Consider the following 16141-nt stretch of genomic DNA (forward strand, 5'->3'; position numbering starts at 1 on the left):
GCCAGATCAGGCCCAGCATTTTGTATACTGAGCGCGCGAAAAACGGCAGTTGCGGAGTTTTTCAACAGCATCGACCCTAAGCGGACATCGGCCCCGACAACTTTGAAATCCGCAACTTCAGCATCAACGACGGTCTCGACTCGGTGATCTACGACTCGCGGCTCGTGCAGGGGCTGGAAGCAACCTTCGAATCAGACCTCGCTGATTGCTATCTGTTCGATCCAACCAAGTACCGGAAGAGCCCAGTCCTCAAAAGGCTGCGCGACTCCGCGGCGCGGCTGCGCTCGCCCCTGCTGTAGGATTGAGGGCAGCGCCACGGCCATCAGCCGCCTTCGATCTCAGGTCGTTATGTAGATGGCTTCATTCCGGCATCGACCGTACGGGTGTCCGAAAGAACGACCACCGGGGTTCCGACCGGGACACGGCTGTACAGGTCGAGGATGTCCTGGTTGAGCATCCGGATGCAGCCGCTCGACACCGCATCGCCAATGGTGTCGGGCACGGTGGTGCCGTGGATCCGGTACAGGGTGTCCCGGCCGTCCTGGAAGAGATACAGCGCCCGCAGCCCCAGCGGGTTGTTCAGGCCTGGAGGCATGCCGTTCGCCCAGGGGCGGTTGCGCTCGGGATCGCGCTTGATCATCGCGGCGGTGGGCATCCAGCGCGGCCATTCCACCTTGCGGCCCACCTGGGCCCGGCCGGCCCATTTCATGCCGTCGGCGCCCACGCCGATGCCGTAGCGGAGCGCGCGTCCGTTCTCCCGCACGAGGTACAGATAGCGGTTGGCGGTGTCGACGACGATGGTGCTGGGCCGCTCCGGGGTGTCGTAGGCGACCTCCCGCCGGAGAAACTGCGGGTCGACGGTCGGGATGTCGGTGGCTGGGAGCGGGAATTTCTCCTCCGGCTGCGGTCCGTACATGGCAACGTAGATCCGGTCCGGGCCTTTGAGGGCAACATCTTGAGCCGTTGGCGTCGAGACGCAGCCGGCTAGGGTGAGAGCTAGCAGGGTGATGGCGATCGCCCCAAGGTGCATGGATGGATTCTGACTGGAGAGGAGACGGAAAGGAGACATGGGAGGAGGGTGCTTTCTAACGGGAGGTTGTGCGATGGCCCACGCGTGCTCGCGCCCGCCCGATGCGCCCGCGAAGCCGTGGCAGCTCTCGAGCATGGATGTGCGCAGCCTGAGCGGGCGCAGGCCGGATGACGGCGTGGTCAGTCGGAGATTGGCTCCGCCGGGCTACAAGGTATGTCGGCGCCCGAGCGGCGCGGGTGCACAGACTAAGATGGACTGGTGCAGGTCTGTGCAGTGATCGAATGGGTAAGGCATGGTCAGGCTCCGAACGCGGATTGCGCGAGCCCCCTCTGTCATTGGCCTGAGAGATTCGTCGCAGCCGGCGTGATCGGCGGCGACTTACACCGTGGGCGGGAGCAGGATGCTCCGCTTTTCAGAGTGTTGCACTGGCAAGCGGTCCTCGGTGCCTGAGAGTTTCCGGGGCGGTTGCTCCTTCGGCGGCCAGCACGCTGGCTCTCTCCGGCATGCAGTAGTGGTGAACCTAAGCCAGTTTGCGGGAGAAATATGTTCAGGAACGCGTCAGCCTTCCGAACACATCTACTTAATACGGGTGGAGCTTCGGAGGTCAGCTTCATCACGTTCACGTTTGCGTGCAGAAAACGAACATTGCATCCTATGCAACCTCTACAGTTTGACAAATGGACCAATGTGAACCAGCTTAAGGGCATCATGTTGAACGTCGCACAATTCCGTCGCGGCCTGCATCGGGCAGGCAACCTCATCGCGGGCAAGTAGCCCCGAGCTCGACGTGCATCCGCACCCCGGGTTCGGGGAGCGCAAGATCCTTCAATCTTCGTACATCTTGTAAGGCCGGGTGCTTGCGCATCCGGTGACGCGGTATGCCTCAGCACTTCTTCAAACGCATGCTCCGCATGACGGGGCCGAAAGCCATTCCTTCCGCAGGGCAACAGCATAGCCCTCAGATGGGTGGCGCAATATCCGGATCCAGAAGTCCAATCAGCGAATTCCTGGCGCAGATACTCAGATCTGCGCTCGCTCAAAGCCATGCTGCACGCAGAGGAGGCGGTGCCATGCAGCAGTCCCCGAAAGGGCCTCCACCGAAACCCGGACCGCAGGACGGGGAACCATCGGATGGAAAGATCGTGCGGCTGACGCCGCGGCGGCGCCCGGCAACGGAGCAGACGCCAAACCCGCCGACACATGACGACGACAATGATCTCGGCCCATCGGCAGCATGAGCTCCGCCGACGATCCGACAGAACAGGAGACTTCCTATGACCAAGAAAGCCCTCGGCGCCGTCAAGCCCCGCATCATTCTGACCGCCGCCGACCACGAGAAACTCTCGGTGCTCGCCAATGCGGCTGCGAACACCATGCCAGAGGTCGCAGCCGAACTTGCGGAGGAACTCGACCGTGCCCAGATCCTTGCAACGGGTCGCCAACCTGTCGACACGGTCTGCATGGGCTGTGAGGTCGATTTTCGCGATGACATGACGGGACGGGTGCAGACGGTGACCCTCGTCTGTCCGCAGGAAGCTGACATCTCGAAAGGCAGGATTTCGGTGCTCACGCCCATCGGAACCGCCCTGATCGGCCTTCCCGTCGGCAAGTCGATTAATTGGACCACGCGCAATGGGGAGACGAAGCGCCTGACGGTGTTGAAGGTGGGATCGCCAGCCGTTGCAGAGCCTCAGCCCGCGTAGGCGCGAGCCCTGACACGATCAGCCGGCAGGCAGCAGCACTTCTGCTGGAGGTCTTTGACCGAGAGGTCACGGTGAAGACACACAGCATCGACAGTGTTGTCGATGCCGTTCTGGCGCTGTGATGGACGCACTCATGGGCAGTGTCGACGTGGATTTCACGCGGATATTCGTAGGCTCAGCCCCGAGCGTTGTGATTGTCAGGGCGCCTTGAGAGGCCCGAGCGAATGGCTGCGTGGTAGGCAAGGAAGCAGATCAAGATGAAGACAATGGAGCAAAGCACTTGGTCCGTCATCTTCGCTGCTCAAAAAGTGGGGTCATGACAGTTCCCTCCATGGCTCGACAAAGCGTCCATGCGGCTGATAGAGGACGCGAAGCAGCGTCAGACTGTGCCACCCTTCCGGCGCCCGCCACGTAATCGATTGTCCCTCGCTGAGGCCGATCAGCGCAGCGCCTTCCGGCGACAGTATGGAAATTCTGTCCACTTGATTGTCAGCCTCGTCAGGATAGACCAGCGTGGCGCTCCGGACGTCCCAGGTGATGTCATTCCGGAACTCGATCCGCGAGTGCATCGTCACCACGGAGAGCGGAATGGCGCGTGGTGTCACGACCGTCGCCCGGAGCAGTTCATTCGCGAGCATCGCCGCTGTCGGACGATCCTGCCGAAAGTTCAAGCCGAAGGATGCGATAAAGGTGAGGCGGTCGTAGTCACCCGTCGAGATCGTCACGGGCGGAAAGGTTTCTTGTTTGATCATTGTATCCTTCACCACTTCAAATCCATATGACGCTGCCAGGAGTACGCGTGACCGTCGACCCGTCGTCCAGGAAGCGCAAGCCTATTCCTTCGACGGAAACGACATGCCTTGTGCCGTCAACCTCGATAAAAGACATGCTGTCGCCGACACGCAGGCCCAGCAGCGCCGTCCCCAGCGGCGTTGTCACTGAGACTTCCGCGCCGGACCAGATGAGGTCTTCGGGGTGCACGAGTAGGTGTGCGCGTGACCCCGGCTCGTCATTGAGCCGGTAGATCACGCGGCAGTTGGTGGAGACGACATCTTCCGGCAGCTCCCCAGGATGACAGACCTTGGCGCGGCGCAACTCCCTGAGCAGGAATTCGGCCGCTGGGAGGTTGTTCGTCTGCCGGATCATCGCGGTGCACAGGAGGCGGTTGTAGTCGTTCGTGGCCAGAGTGATCGCGGGGAGCTCGTGCTGCATGTTCATGGGATTCTCCTCGGAACGGTCTGCTGCCCAGCGCGCAGGTGCGCGCCGGCGCAGAGCGGGCCGGCATGCATCTCGACGAGCATGCGGCGGCTTACTGGTTCGTATGAGAGATTTGATGCCCCGAAGCGCCGGCGACCGAACGGGTCAAGCCGACTCCTGGGGCCTACATGCCTGCTTTGAGACAGCCCGCGTGCGCCAGTAGGCGAAGATTTTTCACGAACGACATCATGATGCTAACAAGATAGCCTTATTGCGAACGAATGCAAGGTTACAGAGCATTTCTGAAGAGGCAGGCGGCTGAAGAGGACCGCATATGGACGCAGCCCCGGTCATGGGATGTTGCGCTGCGAAGCGGAAGCCGTCATTAACTTTCCCAAGCGGCACAAGCCGATCTGTCACAACACACAGGAGTGAGATCAATTGCATGCAGCCTCCATGCTGGACCAGGCCCTGACACGCCTCGACGAAGCAGCCCGGCACCTCGACCTAGACGCGGACGTTCTCGAAAAGTTGAAGTACCCGCGTGAGACCACGAAGGTGCGCCTGATGATCCGCATGGATGACGGCTCGCGCAAATCCTTCATGGCTTGGCGCTGTCGCTATGACGACACCCGTGGGCCGACCAAAGGCGGCATCCGCTTTCATCCGGCCTCGACCATGGAGGAGGTGGAGACGCTCGCCTTCTGGATGACGTTCAAATGCGCTGTGATGAACTTGCCCTATGGTGGCGGCAAGGGTGCCGTGCAGGTCGATCCTCACACCCTGTCGAAGGCCGAACTGGAGCGCCTCTCGCGGGCCTATGTGCAGGCCTTCTCCAAGATCATTGGGCCCGATCGCGACATCCCGGCGCCCGACGTCTACACCAACTCGATGATCATGGGCTGGATGGCCGACGAGTACGCCTCCATAGTGGGCGAGGCGACGCCGGCGGTAATCACCGGCAAGCCCATCGCGCTCGGCGGCTCGCTCGGGCGTGACGACGCCACGGCCCGCGGCGGCTATTACCTCATTCTGCGCCTTGCCGAGAAGCTCGGGCTCAAGTCGGGATCAACGGTTGCGATCCAGGGCCTCGGTAACGCCGGCCAGCACATCGCGAGACTGCTAGCGTCCGAGGGATACAAGATCGTGGCTGTCTCCGACTCGAAGGGGGCGATTCATGACCCGTCAGGCCTCGATATCGCCAAGCTTCTGAAGGCCAAGGGGCAGGGAAGCGTCACGGGCCTCGCGGGCTCGGAAGGCATTTCGGCTCTCTCTGCCGACGATCTCATCTCGGTCGATTGCGATCTCCTCGTGCCGGCAGCACTGGAGGACATGATCCATGAGGGCAATGCCGCCGGTGTGAAAGCGAAGGTGGTGCTCGAGCTCGCGAACGGTCCGATTACACCCGAAGCCGACGAGATCCTGACGGCCAAGAACGTCGTCGTCCTGCCCGACATCCTGGCGAACGCGGGCGGCGTCACCGTCTCGTATTTCGAGTGGGTGCAGAACCGGCAAGGCTACTATTGGCCCGTCGAAGACGTGCATGCCCGGTTAAAGGCGATGATGGAGCGGGAGGGAGACGCGATCTGGGCACTCGCTCAGGACAAGAGCATCGCCCTGCGCAGCGCCGCCTATGTGCATGCGCTCTCGCGGCTTGCAGGCGCCATCGAGGCGCATGGTACGCAGCAGTTCTTCACCAGCTGAATCCTGAGACAAAAACATCATGAAACCTCCGCACCGATTGCGGGGCGCGGGAGGGGCGCGGCGTGAGAACAGCGCCGTGGTCAGCCTGCCGCGCGCTCTATCGAAACTCGGGTTCTGCTCCCGCACACAAGCTGAGGCCCTGATCATGGAGGGGCGCGTGCACGTCGACGGGCGGGTGATCCGCAGCGTGGCGACCCGCGTTGATCCCGCACGCGCGCGCATCGCAGTCGATGGCAAGCCCATCGAGGCGGAGCGCAAGGTCTACCTGATGCTTAACAAACCGCGTGGCTTGGTCACAACCCGTGACGACCCGCAGGAGCGGACGACCGTGTACGACTGCCTGAAAGGGTTCAATCTTCCATTCGTCGCTCCTGTGGGGCGCCTCGACAAGGCGAGCGAAGGCCTGTTGCTCCTGACCAACGACACGCGCTGGGCGCAGCGTGTGCTCGACCCGGCGTCGAATGTCGAAAAGATCTACCATGTGCAGATCAACCGTATGCTCGACGAGGGCATGCTGGAGCGGCTTCAGGCCGGGATGGTGCTTGACGGAGAGCGCCTGATCGCTAGATCGGCGAAGTCGCTCCGTGCCGGTGCGCGCACCGCTTGGCTCGAGGTCGTTCTGAATGAAGGTCGGAATCGCCAAATCCGACGCCTGCTCGGTGCAGTGGGGGCGGAGGTGCTCCGCCTCGTGCGCATTGATGTCGGCGGGGTGCGGCTGGGCGATCTGCCGCGCGGCGCAGTGCGGCACCTCACGCCAGCCGAGAAAGCGATGCTCGATGTTCCTGCCAGGGGCGCCTCGGGTTATCTTCCCGTCATCAGCCGCGACGCTTGAATATCCAGTTTTGATGCTTACGTTTGTATTGTCATGATTACTTCGCACCATATCCTCATCCTCCGCGGAGGCCGCCTCCTCGCAGGCCGCTGAACCCCGAGGCGGGGCAGGCGCCTTGCGCTGCCGCCGTTCGGGGCATGACACATCTTGCAGAACCTGAATCTAGCAAGCCTGATTTCCGGGAAAGCAGCCGCTTGCCCTGGGCGGCGCAGTCGCCAGCTCCCGAGTCGGCAACGCATAGGAGGATCCCATGCACACAACCATCGACCTGCCGCAGGTCACTGTCGCCACGCACGATTACAATCGACTTATGTCCGTCGCGGCCATGGATCGCCACCGGCGCAGACCGGACCGCGAATTCCTGATGTCGGAACTGCGGCGGGCCTCGGTCTGCCATCCCGAAGCGCTGCCGGAGGACGTGGTCTCGACCAACGCGAAGGTCACGTACCGCCTCGAAGGCGATGGGAAGCCACGGGCGCATATCCTAGTGTATCCGGAAGACTTGCGCTGGCCGGGTGCGGAACTGTCCGTTCTGACACCATTGGGGATTGCCCTGCTCGGCCTGCGCGTGGGCGATCGCATGCCCTTCCGGACGAGCCGGGACGGGCCTGTGCATGAGGTTGTGGTCGAGGAAGTTCGATTCAGGCTCCTGCCGGATGATGCCCCGCCGGCCTTTGGGTCACCCGATCAACCGCGCAACGCGGACGACAACTTGCGGGACAATCTCGACCGACGGCTCGACGAGGCGCTGATGGAAACCTTCCCGGCCAGCGATCCGATTTCGGTCGTCATCTGTGGGCGGTCCTAGTCCCGCCAACCGCGATGCCTGCTGCTTTCTCCGGAAGTGGAGCAGCGACATATTGGAGAAGACAATGAAACAGGTGAATTTCCCTCCCATCACCATTTCCACGGTCGACTACGACAGGCTTGCCTGGATCGCAACCGCCGGCGTCAACGGCCAGCGCTACACCATCGCCGAGATGCTGGCGGACGAGCTCGATCGTGCGATGATCGCCGCGCCTGGTTCCATCCGCCCAGACATCGTAACGATGCACTCGGAGGTCGAGTACCGGGATGAGGCCACGGGCGACGTGCGGTGTACCACCCTGGTGTATCCGGGCGAGGAGGATTCCGATGCCGGACGGATCTCGGTCTTGACCCCGGTCGGTGCCGCGCTGATTGGCCTGTCGGAGGGACAATCGATGGAATGGCAAGGGCCGACAGGTGGACGGCGCAAGGTGACGGTGCAGCGGGTGCGTTTCCAGCCTGAGCGCATGGCCGGTCTTGGTGCCTGAACCAGGAAACGAAATATGCCGCAGGGACGCGATCCCAAGCAGCCAAGGAAGATAAGCATGAAAGCCGAAAACAAGATTCCGCCTATCGCAAAGTCAGACTACCGCCGACCAAGCGAGCCAAAGACAGTCAGGGTGCGGGCCTGGGCTCCGCAACCAAACCTGCTGACCCGTGAGGAGATCCGGAAGCTCGTGATCGACCAGATCGGGTAGCGGCAGCTCCGTTGCCGCTACCCTCCGATGATCGTGCCAGAACCTCCCCCCGAAACGAAGGAGATGAACTCATGCGCATATTGGCGGCGACGGACTTCTCAACTCGCTCGCAGCGGGCCGTACGGCGGGCCGGCGTGCTGGCACGGGACAGTGGCGCCGAGCTCACCCTCGTGCACGTTGTCGACGACGACCAGCCTTCGGATCTGGTCGCGCTTGAAACGCGCGAGGCCGAACGGATCCTCGTCGAGCAGATCGCCTCGATGGCCGAGTTGCAAGGTCTCCAGGTGCGGCCCCTTATCGTCGCCGGTGACCCATTCGACGGCATCCTGCGGGCCGCTGCGTCAGTGGATACGGATCTCGTGGTCATGGGAGCCCACCGCAAGCAGCTCCTGCGCGACATCCTGGTCGGAACGACCATCGAGCGCGTGATCCGCACAGGCCCGTTCCCGGTTTTGATGGTGAACGGGGAAGTAGAGCAGCCCTACCGGACGGCCCTGGCGCCGGTCGACCTGTCCGAGCTGTCGGTCAATGCCATCCGGATCGGAATGGCCCTGGGGCTTCCCAGCGGCGACCGGCTCGCGCTCGTCCATGCCTTCGCGGCACTTGGTAAGGGGCAGATGTTCCACGCCGGGCTCAGCTCGCAGGTCATCGACGGGTATGTTGCCGAGGAGCGTGTGCGGGCCACCAACGAGTTGGCTGCGTTCCTGAAGGCGAATGGGCTCAACGATCATGGCCAACCGGCGCGTGTAGTGGAGGAGGGCACCCCGTTCGAGGTGATCTCCAAAGCTGTGAAGCAAGTGAAGCCCGATGTGCTGATCATCGGGACCCGCGGGCGCTCAGGCATCGCCAAAGCGTTTCTGGGAAGTGTGACCGAGGAGGTCCTGCGATCCCTCGACGTCGACATCCTTGCCGTTCCGCCGATTCGGTAAAGCGCAGGGTTGCTGCTGTTCCATCCACGCTGGACCGGGGGCAGGGCTGCATCAACTCTCCCGGATGGAGCTGCGATCACCCGCGAATCGCTTGTGCTCTGCGCGGAACGGCCTAGAATCAACCATAATGGGCAACTTCATGTCCGAGCCAGAACCTCACGAATGCCATCACTCACCCCTGAGCAGTGCCGTGCCGGCCGCGGCCTCCTGGACTGGACCCAGGAGGAACTCGCCGAACGGGCGGACGTTTCGCGCAGCACCATTCGCGATTTTGAGAATGGGCGGCACAGCCTGCACATGGCGACGGCGGCCCAGGTCGTTACGGCCCTGGAACGAGGTGGGGTGCTGCTGATCCCGCCTGATGAGGCCGGTCCCGGGGTACGGCTCCAGAAGCCTGTAAACTAGGGCACGCGCTCCTACCCTGGAGGGATCAGGTCTTCCACCACTTCCGATGCAGGAACTTCCGTGCTGCCTTCCGTAAGGTCGCGATAGAGCGCCGCCCTCGCAAGCAGCATCAGGGTCACCGGCGTGGTCAGCGTCACGAACACGGCAATCAGGATCTCGTGAACGACAGGCCTCGACTCAAGTACGCTGAAATAGAATGTGGATCCGAGCAGGATGCTGCCCATGCCGAGAGTTGCGCCGAGAGTTGGCGCATGGACGCGGGCGTAGAAATTGCCGAGCCGAAGCAGTCCTATCGTTCCAATTAGGGTGACGGCTGCTCCGAGCACCACGCAGAAGCTCACTATAAATGCCGCCCAGGTGGGCAAATCTCCGAGGGCCGTCATTCGATCACCTCCCCGCGCATGAGGAACTTGGCAAGCGCCACGGTGGAGACGAAACCGAGCAGGCCGATGACGAGCGCTGCCTCGAAATACAACGTGCTGCCGGTGCGGATCCCGAACGTGACCAGCATCAGCATCGCGGTCACGTAGAGGGTATCGAGCCCGAGGATCCGGTCCTGTGCCCTCGGGCCTGTAGCGAGACGGAAGGTGGCACAGCACATTGCGAGGCCAAGCATGACCTGTGCGGCAACAATGGCCCATCCGAGAAAGGCGAGTGCGCTCATTCGAAGATCTCCATCAGCAGGCGCTCGTAGCGGCCCTTGATCGTCCTGATCCACACCGTCTCATCGACCAGGTCGAGCACGTGCAGCAGCAGTGTGCTCTTGGCGGCATCGTAGTTCACCCAGATCGTGCCGGGGGTCGAGGTGATGATGATGGACAGCACCGCAAGTCCCTGGCGGCTGCGCATGTCGAGCGGGATGGTCATGAAGCCGGCATTCACGCCCGGCTCCCGGGACCGCACGATGATCCGCCCGACGGCGAGGTTCGAACGCAGGATGTCGACCACCACCATGCCGGTTAGGCGCAGCGCTGCACCCGGTCGACGAATGCACGGCTTTTCGGGCCGCAGGGCTGCCATCGCCCATGATGCGAGGACGGCTAGCACGCTTCCCAGGATTACATGGCCGGCCGAGATCGACTGGTTGAGCAGCAGCCACAGCGCGAGCAGGGCGAGCGAGAGCAGCGGGTAGGGAAGGATGCCGCTCATGGGCGCGCCCCCCCATTGGCAGCCCCGACCTTTGGCATACCCAGCACGCCTGTGATGTAGTCCTGCGGAGTCTGAAGAGCCTTCGTCGTTGCCTCCATGTAGCGCATGGCGGGGCCGCCGCCGACGGTGAGGCCGAGACAGAGCAGCAGGAGGCACACGACCGGTGCCATCTCGATAACCCGCACCCGGGGAACGCTGTCGTCCATGCGGGCCCAGAATGAGCTGATGCCTGTCCTGGTCATGGCGATCAGGGTTGCCAAGCCCGAGACCGTCAGGAGCCCGATCAGCATCCAGGCCGAGGCCTTGACCGAAGCGCCGTCGGTTTGCAGCATCGCTGCCATCATGCCGAACTTGCCGATGAAGCCAGCAAGAGGCGGCAGGCCAGCCAGGAGTAGAGCGCAGGCGATGAAGCTGCCGCCGAGAATCGCGATCGAAGCCGGAATGGCCACTCCGACCTCTGCCTCGGGGTCGTCGTCGTTGCTCTCGTTATAGGCTTCCATAGTGACGGCGAGCACGTCGGCGCCGGGATCGCGCATGCGTTCGACCAATTCGACGAGCAGGAAGAGAGCGGCGATGCCCAAGGTGGAACTGACCAGATAGAACAGGGCCGAGCCGATCACCGTGCTGCGCTCGGTGCCGATGGCCGCGATCAGCGTTCCAGACGAGACGAGCACGCTGCAACCGGCGAGCCGCGGCAGGGACTGGGACGCCAGCACGCCGACAGTGCCGAACGCGATGGTCAACATGCCTGTAAAGAGCAGCCACTCGCCCCCGAACCCGGCGAGCGAACCTGCCCCGGGGCCGAACATCAATGTCCACAGGCGCAGGATGACGTACACGCCGAGCTTGCTCATGATGGCAAACAAGGCAGCGGCCGGCGCAGCCGCGGCCGCGTAAGTGGTCGGTAGCCAGAAGTTGAGCGGCCACGCGCCCGCCTTCATCAGGAAGGCCGTGCCGAGGATCGCCGCCGCAGCCGCAACGAGGGCCGCATTCTCCGGCGCAAGGTTCGGGATGCGTTGAGCGAGGTCGGCCATGTTGAGCGTGCCGGTGGCGCCGTAGGCCAGGCTGACGCCGATCAGGAAGAGAAAGGAGCCCGTGAGGTTGATGGCGATATAAGCAAGCCCCGCCCTGACCCGTGCGGTTCCGTCCCCGTGCAGGACAAGGCCGTAGGAGGCGGCCAGCAGCACCTCGAAGAACACGAAGAGGTTGAACAGGTCCCCGGTGAGGAAGGCGCCGTTCAGGCCCATGAGCTGAAGCTGGAAGATCGTGTGGAACCGCGGCCCGGCGCGGTGCCAGCGCGCGAGCGAGTAGAGCAGTGCCGCGATGGCGAGCACGCCCGTCAGCACCAGCATGAGAGCTGAGAGCCGATCCAGCACCAGCACGATGCCGAAGGGCGCCGGCCAATTGCCGAGCTGGTATGTCGTGACGCCTGATCCCGTACTCATCAGATCGACCTGACGCATCAGGACGATGGAAACGATGAGCACGGCAGCAGTCGTGGCGATCCCGATCACGCCCTTGATGCCGCGCCGGCGCTCATTGAGCAGGAGCATCACGGCCGCGGAGACGAGCGGCAGCAGGATCGGGACAATGATCAGGTGGTCGGCCAAACCCGTCATTGCGGATCCTCCTGGCCGTCCACGTGGTCGGTTCCCGTGAGGCCACGCGAGGCCAAAAGGACCACGAGAAAAAGCGCCGTCATGGCGAAGCTGATGACGATGGCTGTGAGCACCAGCGCCTGCGGCAGCGGATCGGCGTAGAGAGACGGATCAACAGCCTCGGCGTTCTCCAAGACTGGCGGCGCGCCCACCCGAAGCCGGCCCATGCCGAAGATGAACAGGTTCACCGCATAAGAGAGCAGGGACAGGCCGATGATGACCTGGAAGGTGCGCGGGCGCAGGAGCAACCAAACTCCCGACGCAGTCAGGATGCCGACGGCCAGCGCGAAGACAAGCTCGGTCATGCGTCCCCCTTTGTGAGTGCGGGAGCTACGGTGGAAAGCGAAGAGCGGGCTGTCCGCGAGCTTCGCACCGACTGGTGCGCCAGGGCGATCAGGATGAGCACCGTGGCGCCGACGACGACCGCAAAGACCCCAAGATCGAACAGGAGCGCGGTGGCGGCGGGCACCTTACCGATGGCAGGAACCTCAAGGTACTGGAAATAAGAGGTCAGGAACGGGTGGCTGAAGAGCCAGGCGCCCATGCCGGTGAAGGCTGCACAAAGCAGACCGAGGCCGATCCAGCTGATCGGACGGACGCGCAGGCGCGCTTCGATCCAGCGCGTTCCGCCCGCCATGTATTGCAGGATGAGCGCAATCGACATCGTGACGCCGGCCGCAAAGCCTCCGCCTGGCAGGTCGTGGCCGCGCAGGAAGAGATAGATCGCGACCACAATGATCACAGGGAAGAGCCATTGCATGATCGTCGCCGGGATCGTCAGGTAATCCGCAAGCGTATCGCCCACGGCACGATCCAGGCGGGCGCGATCATAGGCGTCCTGCACCTGTTGCTGCTCTGGAGCGTCGACGCTTTCGGGCGCCGGACGGAAGCGGCGCAGGAGGGAAAAGACCGTGATCGCCACCACGGCGAGCACTACGATCTCGCCGAAGGTGTCGAAGCCGCGGAAGTCGACCAAAAGGACGTTGACGACATTTCGTCCGCCACCCTCCGCATAGGCGTTCTCGACGAAGTAGCGCGAGATGCTGTCGTGAAGCGGCCGCGTGAGCATTGCATAAACGATCAGCGTCATGCCCGTGCCGGCCGCGAGGGCAAGCATCAGGTCTCTCGCCCGCCGCACCCTCGCCTGGAGGCCTAACGCGAGGCCTTCGCCGACGATCTCAATCCGCTTCGGCAGCCAGCGCAGGCCGAGCAGGATCAGCACCGTCGTGACGATCTCGACCAGAAGCTGAGTGATGGCAAGGTCGGGCGCCGAGAACCAGACGAAGGTGATGCAGGTGACCAGCCCGGCCCCGCCCAGCAGAACCATGGCCGCGAGTCGGTGGTACTTGGCCTGGTAGGCCGCCCCGATAGCGCACAGGCCTCCGACTATCCAAAGCAGGAGGAACGCGGGGTCGAAGGCTGCACTGGGGCGGGAGCCCGCCTCAAGCCCTTGCCGGTAAAGCGGCCATAGCGCCGCGAGCACCGCGAAGCCCACCAGGAGCCGCAATTGCGGCTGAAGCCGCTGGGTGCCGAACAAGCGCTCCAGGGAACGCGCCCATTTCCATGACAGGGTGACGAGAATCCGCTCGAAGATGCGCTGGCCCTTGAGGCGGCGCATCAGGGGAGGGCCTTCGATGCCTTTCGCGAAGTAGCGCTGCAACAGCCAGTACAGGAGGATGCCACCGGCGAGCGCGATGATGCTCATGAGCAGGGGCTCGTTGAAGCCGTGCCACACGGCGAGGCTGTAGGGCGGGGTATCGGGGCCCAGGACGGCCCATACCGCACTGGCGAGGAACGGCTTGATGGTCATCGCCGGGAGGATGCCGACGAGGAGGCATGCCAAGACGAGGAACTCGACGGGAAAACGCATCCAATGCGGCGGCTCGTGCGGCGTACGCGGCAGATCGGTCGGCGGCGGGCCGAAGAATACGCCGTGGATGAACCTCAGCGAGTAGGCGACGCTGAAGGCGCTCGCCAGCATGGCAAAGTAGGGAAGGGAGTGGTCGAGTAGGGAATCGATGTGGAAGGCGGCCGCTTCGGCGAAGAACATCTCCTTGGACAAAAAGCCGTTGAGCAGGGGCACGCCGGCCATGGCGGCTGCTGCGACCATCGCCAGGGTGGCGGTGATCGGCATGAACCGGAACAGGCCGCTCAAACGCCTGATGTCGCGGGTGCCGGACTCGTGGTCGATGATGCCGGCTGCCATGAACAGCGATGCCTTGAAGGTCGCGTGATTGATGGTGTGGAAGATGGCGGCGACCGCCGCCAGGGGGCTGCTGAGCCCAAGCAGGAGCGTGATGAGTCCGAGATGGCTGATGGTGGAGTAGGCCAGCAGACCCTTCAGGTCCTGCTGGAAGATCGCCGCATAGGCGCCTAGGACCAGGGTGCAGAGGCCTGCCGTCACCACGATGTAGAACCACGCTTCCGTGCCTGACAGCACGGGCCAGAGCAGGGTGAGCAGGAACACGCCGGCCTTCACCATGGTGGCTGAGTGGAGATAGGCCGAGACCGGCGTCGGCGCGGCCATGGCGTGCGGCAGCCAGAAGTGGAAAGGGAACTGGGCACTCTTGGTTAGGGCACCGAGCAGGACCAGGATCAGGGCCGGCAGGTAGAGGCTGCTGGAGCGAACCTTGCCACCCGATGATAGCACCTGATCGAGATCCCAGCTGCCGACGATGTGGCCGATCAGCAGGACGCCGACGAGCAGGCACAGCCCGCCGGTGGCCGTCACCGTCAGTGCCATGCGCGCCCCGTCACGGGCGCTGGCATTGTGATGCCAGTAGCCGATGAGCAGGAACGAGAACAGGCTGGTCAGCTCCCAGAAGAAGACGAGCTGGATCAGGTTCCCCGAGAGAACAATGCCCAGCATGGCGCCCATGAAGGCGAGCAGGAACGCGAAGAAGCGCGGCACCGGATCGGATGGCGACATGTAGTAGCGCGCGTAGAGCGCCACCAGGAAGCCGATGCCGGTGACCAGCATGGTGAACAGCCAGGTGAAGCCGTCCATGCGCAGGGTGAAGTCGAGGCCAAGCGTCGGGATCCATTCGACACCCGCGCGCAGCACCGCACCGCGATGAACAGCCGGATACTGCACTGCCGTCAGGATGGTGGCGCACAGGGCGACGGTTCCTGCCAGAAAGGCGGCGCCATTCCTGGCATCCTGCCGCAGGAAGGCGGCAACGAGGCTCCCAATGAAAGGAAGGGCGACGATGGCCAGGAGGGGCATGCCACTGGACATGGGTTGGGTTGTCTCCTTCCAGGCGGGGAGCGCGCGCGAAACTCCGAAACTAGGGCAATATCGCCCAATATGGTTGACATATGGGTCGGACGCAAGAACTTGGTCCAGTAGAATTCATGCCAGGATAGGGCCCGATAGGGGCCGCAGTGCGGCCATCGGTCTCCACCCGAGACGTCTGCAGTAGAGGGACCTTTCCGCCGGAGTTCAGTTGAACCCGAAGTGTCTATCGATGGAGCACGGGATGCATGAGCCTCGCATACTCCCTCGCATGCTTGGAATCTTCAGGCAGAGCTGGATCTACTTTCTTGGCGCGTTCATCCTGGGTGTCGTGCTCCTGACCTGGTACCACCTCGATCCCACGACAGCTCCTATCGTCCTTTGGTAGGTCCGTAAGACTGGCCAAGGCGCATCATCCTTTCCGCGGGTTGCAGGTCCGGATCGTTACTGATTGGAACTGGCGGAGCGGCTCGCCCAAGAGGCCAACACCGATTAGGTCGGAGCAGCCGGATGATCATGGATGCGTTCAGTGGGATCCCGATCGGCCGGCCATCGAAACCGAGGGAGTTGCCGACGGCATCGCCTTCCTCGCCTCCGACCGCGCCGCGACCATCACCGGTGCCGAATATGTCATCAGCGGCGGCACCGTGCCCACAGCATAAACGGTGTAGACCCCCTTCGATGAGAATAGCGGTCGCAGAGGCTTGGTCGCTCACTCTAAAGCGCTTTTGGTCTCAGTGTAGGGCATAGCCGGCATGCCTGATCCAGCCTTTGGCATCTTTTGCCGTGATGGT

General features: G+C 63.1%; 18 protein-coding genes, 1 pseudogene and 1 riboswitch. Of the genes and pseudogenes, 10 read left to right on the forward strand and 9 right to left on the reverse strand.

The annotated features are described in order from the left end of the window. Positions 1-346: 346 nt before the first annotated feature. Positions 347-1030: a L,D-transpeptidase gene (locus tag JKL45_RS27475; RefSeq protein ID WP_201864978.1), complete on the reverse strand. Its 684-nt coding sequence runs from the start codon at positions 1028-1030 to the stop codon at positions 347-349. Between the two features lie 423 nt (positions 1031-1453). Next, positions 1454-1542, reverse strand: a riboswitch (glycine riboswitch). A gap of 558 nt (positions 1543-2100) precedes the next feature. Between JKL45_RS27475 and JKL45_RS27480 the strand changes: the two genes are divergently transcribed. Next, positions 2101-2268: a hypothetical protein gene (locus JKL45_RS27480; RefSeq protein ID WP_201864979.1), complete on the forward strand. Its 168-nt coding sequence runs from the start codon at positions 2101-2103 to the stop codon at positions 2266-2268. 36 nt (positions 2269-2304) lie between these two features. Beyond that, positions 2305-2733 (forward strand): nucleoside diphosphate kinase regulator, encoded by a 429-nt coding sequence (gene rnk / locus JKL45_RS27485; RefSeq protein ID WP_201864980.1) that lies wholly within the window; start codon positions 2305-2307, stop codon positions 2731-2733. Positions 2734-3047: 314 nt separating this feature from the next. Here rnk (JKL45_RS27485) and rnk (JKL45_RS27490) read toward each other — a convergent pair whose 3' ends face one another. Both rnk (JKL45_RS27490) and JKL45_RS27495 read right to left on the reverse strand, forming a co-directional pair. Further along, positions 3048-3485: a nucleoside diphosphate kinase regulator gene (rnk, locus tag JKL45_RS27490; protein WP_201864981.1), complete on the reverse strand. Its 438-nt coding sequence runs from the start codon at positions 3483-3485 to the stop codon at positions 3048-3050. A gap of 16 nt (positions 3486-3501) precedes the next feature. Further along, positions 3502-3951 (reverse strand): GreA/GreB family elongation factor, encoded by a 450-nt coding sequence (locus tag JKL45_RS27495; protein ID WP_201864982.1) that lies wholly within the window; start codon positions 3949-3951, stop codon positions 3502-3504. A 435-nt stretch (positions 3952-4386) separates the two neighbouring features. On the opposite strand from JKL45_RS27495, the gene JKL45_RS27500 reads away from it, so the two are divergent. From JKL45_RS27500 to JKL45_RS27530, 7 genes are all read left to right on the forward strand, one after another. After that, complete coding sequence (locus JKL45_RS27500) at positions 4387-5634, forward strand: Glu/Leu/Phe/Val family dehydrogenase (RefSeq protein WP_376771085.1); 1248 nt, start codon at positions 4387-4389, stop codon at positions 5632-5634. A gap of 19 nt (positions 5635-5653) precedes the next feature. After that, positions 5654-6466: a pseudouridine synthase gene (locus JKL45_RS27505; protein ID WP_201864984.1), complete on the forward strand. Its 813-nt coding sequence runs from the start codon at positions 5654-5656 to the stop codon at positions 6464-6466. A gap of 250 nt (positions 6467-6716) precedes the next feature. Continuing rightward, positions 6717-7274 (forward strand): GreA/GreB family elongation factor, encoded by a 558-nt coding sequence (locus JKL45_RS27510; RefSeq protein WP_201864985.1) that lies wholly within the window; start codon positions 6717-6719, stop codon positions 7272-7274. A 64-nt stretch (positions 7275-7338) separates the two neighbouring features. Beyond that, positions 7339-7761 (forward strand): nucleoside diphosphate kinase regulator, encoded by a 423-nt coding sequence (gene rnk / locus JKL45_RS27515; RefSeq protein WP_201864986.1) that lies wholly within the window; start codon positions 7339-7341, stop codon positions 7759-7761. A gap of 57 nt (positions 7762-7818) precedes the next feature. Next, positions 7819-7971: a hypothetical protein gene (locus tag JKL45_RS27520; protein ID WP_201864987.1), complete on the forward strand. Its 153-nt coding sequence runs from the start codon at positions 7819-7821 to the stop codon at positions 7969-7971. 71 nt (positions 7972-8042) lie between these two features. Next, a complete protein-coding gene (locus tag JKL45_RS27525) occupies positions 8043-8900 on the forward strand; it encodes a universal stress protein (RefSeq protein WP_201864988.1) in 858 nt (285 codons plus the stop codon). Positions 8901-9062: 162 nt separating this feature from the next. Then, complete coding sequence (locus JKL45_RS27530) at positions 9063-9305, forward strand: helix-turn-helix transcriptional regulator (protein WP_201864989.1); 243 nt, start codon at positions 9063-9065, stop codon at positions 9303-9305. Between the two features lie 11 nt (positions 9306-9316). On the opposite strand, the gene mnhG is transcribed toward JKL45_RS27530, so the two are convergent. From mnhG to JKL45_RS27560, 6 genes are read right to left on the reverse strand one after another with little or no spacing between them, the layout of a single operon-like run. Then, on the reverse strand, positions 9317-9688 hold the full coding sequence (gene mnhG / locus JKL45_RS27535) for a monovalent cation/H(+) antiporter subunit G (RefSeq protein ID WP_201864990.1): 372 nt from the start codon (positions 9686-9688) through the stop codon (positions 9317-9319). Further along, positions 9685-9969, reverse strand: coding sequence for a K+/H+ antiporter subunit F (locus JKL45_RS27540; RefSeq protein WP_201864991.1), 285 nt, complete (start codon positions 9967-9969; stop codon positions 9685-9687). The genes mnhG and JKL45_RS27540 overlap by 4 nt, the downstream gene beginning before the upstream one ends. Continuing rightward, positions 9966-10454 (reverse strand): Na+/H+ antiporter subunit E, encoded by a 489-nt coding sequence (locus tag JKL45_RS27545; RefSeq protein ID WP_201864992.1) that lies wholly within the window; start codon positions 10452-10454, stop codon positions 9966-9968. Before JKL45_RS27545 ends, JKL45_RS27540 begins: the two co-directional genes overlap by 4 nt. Then, complete coding sequence (locus tag JKL45_RS27550) at positions 10451-12073, reverse strand: monovalent cation/H+ antiporter subunit D (RefSeq protein ID WP_201864993.1); 1623 nt, start codon at positions 12071-12073, stop codon at positions 10451-10453. Before JKL45_RS27550 ends, JKL45_RS27545 begins: the two co-directional genes overlap by 4 nt. After that, entirely contained in the window at positions 12070-12417 is a 348-nt protein-coding gene (locus tag JKL45_RS27555; protein WP_201864994.1) for a Na+/H+ antiporter subunit C, read from the reverse strand. The genes JKL45_RS27550 and JKL45_RS27555 overlap by 4 nt, the downstream gene beginning before the upstream one ends. Next, positions 12414-15350 carry a monovalent cation/H+ antiporter subunit A gene (locus JKL45_RS27560; RefSeq protein ID WP_201864995.1) on the reverse strand — a complete coding sequence of 979 codons (2937 nt, stop codon included), beginning with the start codon at positions 15348-15350 and terminating at the stop codon, positions 12414-12416. Before JKL45_RS27560 ends, JKL45_RS27555 begins: the two co-directional genes overlap by 4 nt. Positions 15351-15798: 448 nt before the next feature. Between JKL45_RS27560 and JKL45_RS30270 the strand changes: the two are divergent. Next, positions 15799-16009: pseudogene (locus tag JKL45_RS30270) on the forward strand (SDR family oxidoreductase); the annotation flags it as partial. Between the last annotated feature and the right edge of the window lie 132 nt (positions 16010-16141).

This window comes from Microvirga soli (assembly GCF_016734765.1).
In the GTDB taxonomy this organism is placed as follows: Bacteria; Pseudomonadota; Alphaproteobacteria; order Rhizobiales; family Beijerinckiaceae; genus Microvirga; species Microvirga soli.

Excerpts from the sequence above, each read along its gene's own strand:
- JKL45_RS27475 (WP_201864978.1), bottom strand. The coding sequence starts at position 1,030 with ATGCACCTTGGGGCGATCGCCATCACCCTGCTAGCTCTCACCCTAGCC.
- JKL45_RS27480 (WP_201864979.1), top strand. The coding sequence starts at position 2,101 with ATGCAGCAGTCCCCGAAAGGGCCTCCACCGAAACCCGGACCGCAGGAC.
- rnk (WP_201864980.1), top strand. The coding sequence starts at position 2,305 with ATGACCAAGAAAGCCCTCGGCGCCGTCAAGCCCCGCATCATTCTGACC.
- rnk (WP_201864981.1), bottom strand. The coding sequence starts at position 3,485 with ATGATCAAACAAGAAACCTTTCCGCCCGTGACGATCTCGACGGGTGAC.
- JKL45_RS27495 (WP_201864982.1), bottom strand. The coding sequence starts at position 3,951 with ATGAACATGCAGCACGAGCTCCCCGCGATCACTCTGGCCACGAACGAC.
- JKL45_RS27500 (WP_376771085.1), top strand. The coding sequence starts at position 4,387 with ATGCTGGACCAGGCCCTGACACGCCTCGACGAAGCAGCCCGGCACCTC.
- JKL45_RS27505 (WP_201864984.1), top strand. The coding sequence starts at position 5,654 with ATGAAACCTCCGCACCGATTGCGGGGCGCGGGAGGGGCGCGGCGTGAG.
- JKL45_RS27510 (WP_201864985.1), top strand. The coding sequence starts at position 6,717 with ATGCACACAACCATCGACCTGCCGCAGGTCACTGTCGCCACGCACGAT.
- rnk (WP_201864986.1), top strand. The coding sequence starts at position 7,339 with ATGAAACAGGTGAATTTCCCTCCCATCACCATTTCCACGGTCGACTAC.
- JKL45_RS27520 (WP_201864987.1), top strand. The coding sequence starts at position 7,819 with ATGAAAGCCGAAAACAAGATTCCGCCTATCGCAAAGTCAGACTACCGC.
- JKL45_RS27525 (WP_201864988.1), top strand. The coding sequence starts at position 8,043 with ATGCGCATATTGGCGGCGACGGACTTCTCAACTCGCTCGCAGCGGGCC.
- JKL45_RS27530 (WP_201864989.1), top strand. The coding sequence starts at position 9,063 with ATGCCATCACTCACCCCTGAGCAGTGCCGTGCCGGCCGCGGCCTCCTG.
- mnhG (WP_201864990.1), bottom strand. The coding sequence starts at position 9,688 with ATGACGGCCCTCGGAGATTTGCCCACCTGGGCGGCATTTATAGTGAGC.
- JKL45_RS27540 (WP_201864991.1), bottom strand. The coding sequence starts at position 9,969 with ATGAGCGCACTCGCCTTTCTCGGATGGGCCATTGTTGCCGCACAGGTC.
- JKL45_RS27545 (WP_201864992.1), bottom strand. The coding sequence starts at position 10,454 with ATGAGCGGCATCCTTCCCTACCCGCTGCTCTCGCTCGCCCTGCTCGCG.
- JKL45_RS27550 (WP_201864993.1), bottom strand. The coding sequence starts at position 12,073 with ATGACGGGTTTGGCCGACCACCTGATCATTGTCCCGATCCTGCTGCCG.
- JKL45_RS27555 (WP_201864994.1), bottom strand. The coding sequence starts at position 12,417 with ATGACCGAGCTTGTCTTCGCGCTGGCCGTCGGCATCCTGACTGCGTCG.
- JKL45_RS27560 (WP_201864995.1), bottom strand. The coding sequence starts at position 15,350 with ATGTCCAGTGGCATGCCCCTCCTGGCCATCGTCGCCCTTCCTTTCATT.